This window comes from Maritalea mediterranea (genome assembly GCF_021568695.1).
Taxonomy (GTDB): Bacteria; Pseudomonadota; Alphaproteobacteria; order Rhizobiales; family Devosiaceae; genus Maritalea; species Maritalea mediterranea.
Window position 1 is genome coordinate 103,941 of record NZ_JAKGTI010000005.1, and the last position, 6,919, is coordinate 110,859.

The 6,919-nt window shown below is 52.3% G+C and carries 6 protein-coding genes; all 6 read left to right on the top strand.

Features of this window, described 5'->3' with window-relative positions; genetic code table 11:
* Positions 1-54 precede the first annotated feature (54 nt).
* Entirely contained in the window at positions 55-615 is a 561-nt protein-coding gene (locus tag L1I42_RS16115) for a F0F1 ATP synthase subunit delta (RefSeq protein WP_236115770.1), read from the top strand.
* A complete protein-coding gene (gene atpA / locus L1I42_RS16120) occupies positions 615-2,147 on the top strand; it encodes a F0F1 ATP synthase subunit alpha (RefSeq protein WP_236115771.1) in 1,533 nt (510 codons plus the stop codon). The genes L1I42_RS16115 and atpA overlap by 1 nt, the downstream gene beginning before the upstream one ends.
* Before the next feature lie 31 nt (positions 2,148-2,178).
* Complete coding sequence (locus L1I42_RS16125; protein WP_236115772.1) at positions 2,179-3,060, top strand: F0F1 ATP synthase subunit gamma; 882 nt, start codon at positions 2,179-2,181, stop codon at positions 3,058-3,060.
* 18 nt (positions 3,061-3,078) lie between these two features.
* Positions 3,079-4,509 carry a F0F1 ATP synthase subunit beta gene (atpD, locus tag L1I42_RS16130; protein ID WP_236115773.1) on the top strand — a complete coding sequence of 477 codons (1,431 nt, stop codon included), beginning with the start codon at positions 3,079-3,081 and terminating at the stop codon, positions 4,507-4,509.
* A gap of 16 nt (positions 4,510-4,525) precedes the next feature.
* Complete coding sequence (locus L1I42_RS16135) at positions 4,526-4,945, top strand: F0F1 ATP synthase subunit epsilon (protein ID WP_236115774.1); 420 nt, start codon at positions 4,526-4,528, stop codon at positions 4,943-4,945.
* 225 nt (positions 4,946-5,170) lie between these two features.
* The coding region (locus tag L1I42_RS16140; RefSeq protein WP_236115775.1) for a PDC sensor domain-containing protein at positions 5,171-6,919 on the top strand (1,749 nt) is incomplete at its 3' end.

Below are 6,919 nucleotides of genomic sequence, written 5' to 3' on the forward strand. Positions count from 1 at the left end.
TAACTTTACGAACCGGGTTTGAGCAAAGTTCAGTAAGATTGGGGAATAGAGGCGTTGAGCGCACAAAACTCAGTTCTAACTCAGATCGCACGGCCATATGCGTCAGCACTTTTTGACCTTGCGCGTGACGCGAAAGACGTCGCCGGTGTTGAAAAGGGGCTCGATGGCCTTTCCAAACTCATCAAAGAAAGTGCAGAATTTGCTGACTTCTTGAAAAGCCCTGTAATCAGCGGCGAAGAGAAAGAGCAAGTGATTGCTGCGCTTTTGGCTAAGGCCAAGGCCAAAGGTCTTGTGGCCAATTTTGTTTCATTGGTGGCCAAGAACGGACGCTTGTTCGCGCTGCCCGCCATGATCAACCAATTCAAAGCGCTTGCAGCAGCGGACCGCGGTGAAATCAACGCCGAGGTGACATCTGCTCAACCGCTTTCGAAAGCACACCAGGACAGCCTTGCTGCTGCTCTGAAAAAGAAAATCGGCAAGGATGTCACGCTTGAGCAACATGTGGATGCCGATCTGATTGGGGGCTTGATCGTTAAGGTCGGTTCGCAAATGATCGATTCCTCGCTTAAGACGAAATTGACTGCCATGAAGATCGCCATGAAAGAGGTCGGCTAATGGACATTAAAGCTGCGGAAATTTCCGCCATCCTAAAAGACCAGATCAAGGACTTTGGGAAAGAGGCGCAAGTCTCAGAAGTTGGGCAAGTATTGTCAGTTGGTGACGGTATTGCTCGTGTATATGGGCTTGATAATGTGCAAGCTGGTGAACTTGTTGAGTTCCCAGGTGGCATTAAGGGTATGGCTCTTAACCTTGAAGCCGACAATGTCGGTGTTGTTATCTTTGGCTCTGACCGGGGCATTAAAGAAGGTGACACGGTTAAGCGGACCGGCGCGATTGTTGACGTGCCTGTCGGTAAAGAGTTGTTGGGTCGCGTTGTTGACGGCTTGGGCAACCCAATCGATGGTAAAGGCCCAATCAAAGCCTCTGCCCGTGCGTTGGCTGACGTGAAGGCGCCCGGCATTTTGCCGCGTAAGTCTGTGCACGAGCCCATGTCGACTGGTCTGAAATCAGTTGATGCGATGATCCCGATTGGCCGTGGTCAGCGCGAATTGATCATTGGTGACCGTCAAACTGGTAAAACAGCGATTATTCTCGATACCTTCCTCAACCAAAAGCCTGCGCACGATGCGGGCAATGAGGATGACAAGCTTTACTGTATCTATGTTGCGATTGGCCAAAAGCGGTCAACTGTGGCGCAGTTTGTGAAGACATTGGAAGATGCCGGTGCGATGGAATATTCTATCGTTGTTGCCGCGACAGCGTCTGACCCAGCACCGATGCAGTTCCTGGCACCATTTACCGCTTGTGCCATGGGCGAGTATTTCCGCGATAACGGCATGCACGCCGTGATCGGGTATGACGATTTGTCGAAACAAGCTGTGGCTTATCGTCAGATGTCATTGTTGCTGCGTCGTCCACCTGGGCGTGAAGCTTATCCTGGTGACGTGTTCTATCTTCACTCTCGCTTGCTCGAGCGTGCTGCGAAATTGAACGAAGATCACGGTTCAGGCTCTTTGACAGCGTTGCCAGTTATTGAAACACAGGCAAACGACGTGTCAGCCTATATTCCAACCAACGTGATTTCGATTACAGACGGTCAGATCTTCTTGGAAACTGACTTGTTCTTCCAGGGCATCCGTCCTGCGGTGAACGTGGGTCTGTCTGTGTCACGTGTGGGGTCATCCGCGCAGATTAAAGCGATGAAGCAGGTTGCTGGTTCGATTAAGGGTGAATTGGCGCAGTACCGCGAAATGGCGGCCTTTGCGCAGTTCGGTTCTGACCTTGACGCCGCAACACAGCAATTGCTGAACCGTGGTGCACGCCTTGTTGAGCTGCTCAAGCAGCCTCAGTTCTCGCCGTTGAAAACGGAAGAGCAGGTTGCGGTGATCTATGCCGGTGTGAACGGTTATATCGACAAGATCGCTGTACGTGAGGTGCAGAAATTTGAAGCTGGCTTGCTTTCAGCGCTGCGCTCAAAGCACAAGGATCTGCTGGACACCATTGCCAAGGAAAAGGCATTGTCCGATGATCTGAAAGCCAAACTCGACGCTGCGATTGCTGATTACGCAAAGACATTCGCTGCATAACTGAGTGGTTTAACTAAGGAGCTGAGGTGCTATGCCCTCATTGAAGGACCTTAAAAACCGGATCTCTTCGGTCAAGTCGACCCAGAAGATCACCAAAGCCATGCAGATGGTGGCAGCGGCAAAGTTGCGTCGTGCGCAAGAGAACGCAGAAAATGCCCGGCCTTATGCCGAGCGGATGAACAATGTGCTCTCTTCGCTGGCCACCGCCTATAAGGGGCGCGATGACGCCCCTAAACTGCTGGGCGGCAATGGCAAAGACCAGACGCACCTGCTCGTTGTAGCAACTGCAGAGCGTGGCCTTTGTGGTGGCTTCAACTCCAATATTGCGAAGTTGGCACGTGATCATGCCAACAAGCTTTTGGCTGAAGGTAAGACGGTTAAAATTTTGTGCGTGGGTAAAAAGGGCCATGACGTGTTGAAGCGTCTGTTCCCCGATCAGATCCTTGATTTGATCACCCTGCGTGAAGTCAAGCAAGTTGGATATGCCAATGCCCAAGATATCGGGCAGCGCGTATTGGACATGTTTGAAAAAGACGAATTTGACGTTGCAACCTTGTTCTATTCGAAATTTCAGTCAGTGATCGCCCAGGTGCCAACCGCGCATCAACTGATCCCTGCTGTGTTTGATGAGACAGAGGACGACGCTGGTGCAGATTCAGCCAATTATGAATATGAGCCAAGCGAAGAAGCAATTCTTGAAGACTTGCTTCCGCGCAATATCTCTGTGCAGATTTTCCATGCCTTGCTGGAAAATGGCGCCGGTGAAATGGGTGCGAAAATGACCGCGATGGACAACGCGACCCGCAATGCTGGTGATATGATCAAGAAGTTGAACATCAGCTACAACCGTCAGCGCCAGGCGCAGATTACAAAAGAACTGATTGAAATTATCTCAGGCGCGGAAGCGCTCTAAGGCAAACGAGGACAGACCATGGCAGCAAAAGCGAAACAGGTCGGACGCATTGCGCAGGTGATTGGCGCGGTGGTGGACGTTGAGTTTGACGGCGACCTCCCGGCAATTTTGGACGCGCTTGAAACAGACAATAATGGCAACCGGTTGGTACTGGAAGTCGCCCAGCACTTGGGTGAGAGCACTGTACGGACCATTGCGATGGACACGACTGAAGGTCTTGTTCGCGGGCAAGAAGTTGTGCACACCGGCTCCGCAATTGAGGTGCCGGTTGGCGAAGCCACACTTGGCCGCATTATGAACGTGATTGGCCAGCCGATTGACGAAGCTGGTGAAATCAAAACCAAAGAAAGACGCCCAATTCACGCTTCAGCGCCTGAATTTGTTGATCTGTCGCCAGAAGCTGAAATTCTGGTGACCGGCATTAAGGTTGTGGATTTGTTGGCGCCATATGCGAAGGGCGGTAAAATCGGCCTGTTCGGTGGTGCTGGCGTGGGTAAAACCGTTCTTATTCAGGAATTGATCAACAACGTTGCCAACAATCACGGTGGTTACTCTGTGTTTGCCGGCGTTGGTGAGCGGACTCGTGAAGGTAACGACCTTTATTGGGAAATGATTGAATCCGGCGTGAACAAGGAAAAGGGCGGCGAAGGCTCTAAATGTTCCTTGGTGTTCGGTCAGATGAACGAGCCTCCAGGGGCCCGTGCCCGTGTGGCCTTGACCGGTTTGACCATTGCGGAACAGTTCCGTGATGAAGGTCAGGACGTGTTGTTCTTCGTGGATAACATCTTCCGCTTTACACAAGCTGGTTCTGAGGTGTCTGCGCTGTTGGGTCGTATTCCTTCTGCGGTGGGCTATCAGCCTACTTTGGCCACCGACATGGGTGACATGCAGGAGCGGATTACAACCACATCAAAAGGTTCGATTACCTCTGTGCAAGCGGTTTACGTGCCAGCTGATGACTTGACTGACCCGGCGCCAGCGACAACCTTTGCGCACTTGGATGCGCAAACTGTTTTGAACCGTGCGATTTCTGAAAAGGGTATTTACCCTGCGGTTGACCCGCTCGACTCCAACTCACGTTTGTTGGACCCGCAAGTGGTTGGCGAAGAGCACTATCAGGTTGCTCGTGACGTGCAGGAAATCTTGCAGCGTTATAAGGCCCTGCAAGACATTATCGCGATTTTGGGCATGGACGAATTGTCTGAAGAAGACAAGATGACTGTGGCCCGTGCGCGTAAGATTGAGCGCTTCATGTCCCAGCCCTTCCACGTGGCGGAAGTATTTACCGGTACATCTGGTATCTTCGTGCCGTTGGAAGAAACTGTTAAAGCCTTTAAAGGCTTGGTTGCTGGTGATTATGACCATTTGCCAGAAGCAGCGTTCTACATGGTTGGTACCATTGATGACGCCGTGAAAAAGGCACAGAAACTGGCTGCAGAAGCCGCGTAAGCTTTAAGGGGTAAGTATGGCCGAAGGCATTAAAATCGAAGTGGTTTCACCAGAGAACTTGGTGCTGAGCGACGATGTGGCTTCGGTCACCGTGCCTGGCACAGATGGCTACTTCACCGTGATGGGCGACCATGCGGCGATGATGACCACATTGAAAGCGGGCTTTGTGACCGTGAAGGCCGAAAATGGCGATGTACGCTCTTTCTATGTACGCGGCGGCTTTGCCGATGTCTCCAATTCCGGCCTGACCATTCTGGCTGAAGAAGCGAAGACCGGTGAAGATTTTGACCGGTCAGAGGTGGATGCTGCCATTGTTTCTGCGCAAAAAGCTTTGGAAAAGGCGGAAGACGATCACGCCAAGCAAGAGGCTCAGAACAATCTTGATGGTTGGAAGAACCTGCTGCTCGAAGTTGATGCAGGTGGCATGGTCCACTAAGCGGGCGCGCGCCAAGCTGAAAAAAATTTGAAGGGTCCGCATGCTGTGCGGGCCCTTTTTTCATGCAAAATCATCCTTATTAAAATCGTAACCTGACTTTAATCAGATGCGCGCAAAATGGTCGGCATTATAAATTCGACCTGTCTTTTAAGTGATATTCATCCCGGCATTTCCGGCGCTTGAATGTCACTTTTTTTTGGCCGGTCGCCATGGATGGAGAGTGTGATGAAGCTGCTCGAGCGTATGAAGATTGTTCAAAAGATCCCTGCTTTGGCGATCGCCAGTGCGTTGGTGGTCGGGGTGGCAGTTGGCACGGTCAGCATCTGGGTCGGTGCAAATGTCATTACCGCGACGGAAACAGAAAAGCTTGATGCCGCCGCGGAAGGGCGAAAGCATGAACTTGCAGAATATTTGCACGAGATTCAGGCCGATCTGGGGCTGACGGCAAAACACCCCTTTACCGTGGAAGCAGTCAAGTCCTTTAGCGCAGCTTATGAAGAGCTGGGGCCCGACGTCACCAAAACACTGCAAGATGCCTATATTGAGAACAACCCCAATCCCTTGGGTGAAAAGCATTTGCTGGATGCGGCCAAAGGCGACAATAGCTACAATGTGGCCCACGCGACCTATCACCCGCTGTTTCGGGATCAGCTCAATGCCCGTGGCTATTACGACATCTTCTTGTTTAACACCAATGGTGACCTGGTCTATACGGTGTTCAAAGAGTTGGACTATGCGACGAACTTTCAATCTGACGGTGACCAATGGGCGGATACGGACTTGGGCAATGCCTTCCGCGCGGCCAGTGGGTTAAACGCCGGGCAGAGCCAGTTCTTTGATTTTAAACCCTATGCACCCAGCTATGATGCACCGGCGGCCTTTATCTCCCAACCCATATTTGACGGCAAAGAACGCGTTGGCGTTTTGGCCTTTCAAATGCCCATTGATCGCATTAATGCGGTAATGGATGGTAAAGCCGGTCTGGGGACAACAGGTGAAACGCTGCTGATCGGTGCAGATCGCTTGTTACGCAACGATTCCAGCCACACGGAAGATAATGATATCCTCAAAGCAAGCTATGACAGCGCCGCGTTAGCCAAAGTGTTTGATGGCGAGGTTGCCCATGGCGAGGAGGCCAGCTATCGGGGAATGAACTCCCTGTTTGCGGCCATGCCGCTATCCTTCGGTGGCGCTGACTTTGCTGTGGTTGCCCTGCAAGGCAAGGATGAAGCGTTGAGCGCCATTGGCTTTATGACCTGGGTGATGACCGCCGTAGGTACGCTGGTGGCACTGGTGGTGGCTTTGGGTGCCTGGGCGTTCTCGCGCACCATTACCGGCCCGATGGCGAAGATCTCTGAAACCATGGGTCGTATCTCTCAAAATGAACTCGAGCTTGAGGTGGAAAACACCGAGCGGACCGATGAGGTGGGCGATATGGCGCGGGCGGTCAAGATTTTCCGCGATAATGCGCAAAAGATTGCGGCGCTTGATGCCGAAGAACGCGAGCGGGCCGCACGCCTGGCGGCGCGAAACGAAGCAATGCAGGCGCTTCAGGATTCTATGGGTCAGGTTGTGGGCGCTGCCGCAGGTGGTGATTTCAGCCAGCGTATTGAACTGGATCTTCAAGATGACGGGCTGCGCAAGATTGCCAACAATGTCAATGGGCTGGTTGAAAATGTGGATCGCGGGTTGAAGGAGACCGGCGAAGTTATGGCGGCGCTGGCCAACACCAATTTGACCAAACGTATGGAGGGAGATTACCAAGGGGCCTTCCTGCAGCTCAAAAATGACACAAACCGCGTGGGTGATCGTCTGACGGAAGTGGTCAAGCAATTGCGCACCACGTCACGGGCCTTGAAAACAGCGACCAGTGAAATCCTCTCGGGTGCCAATGATTTGTCTGAACGCACAACCCGGCAAGCAGCAACCATTGAAGAGACTTCTGCGGCGATGGAGCAGCTGGCCAATACGGTG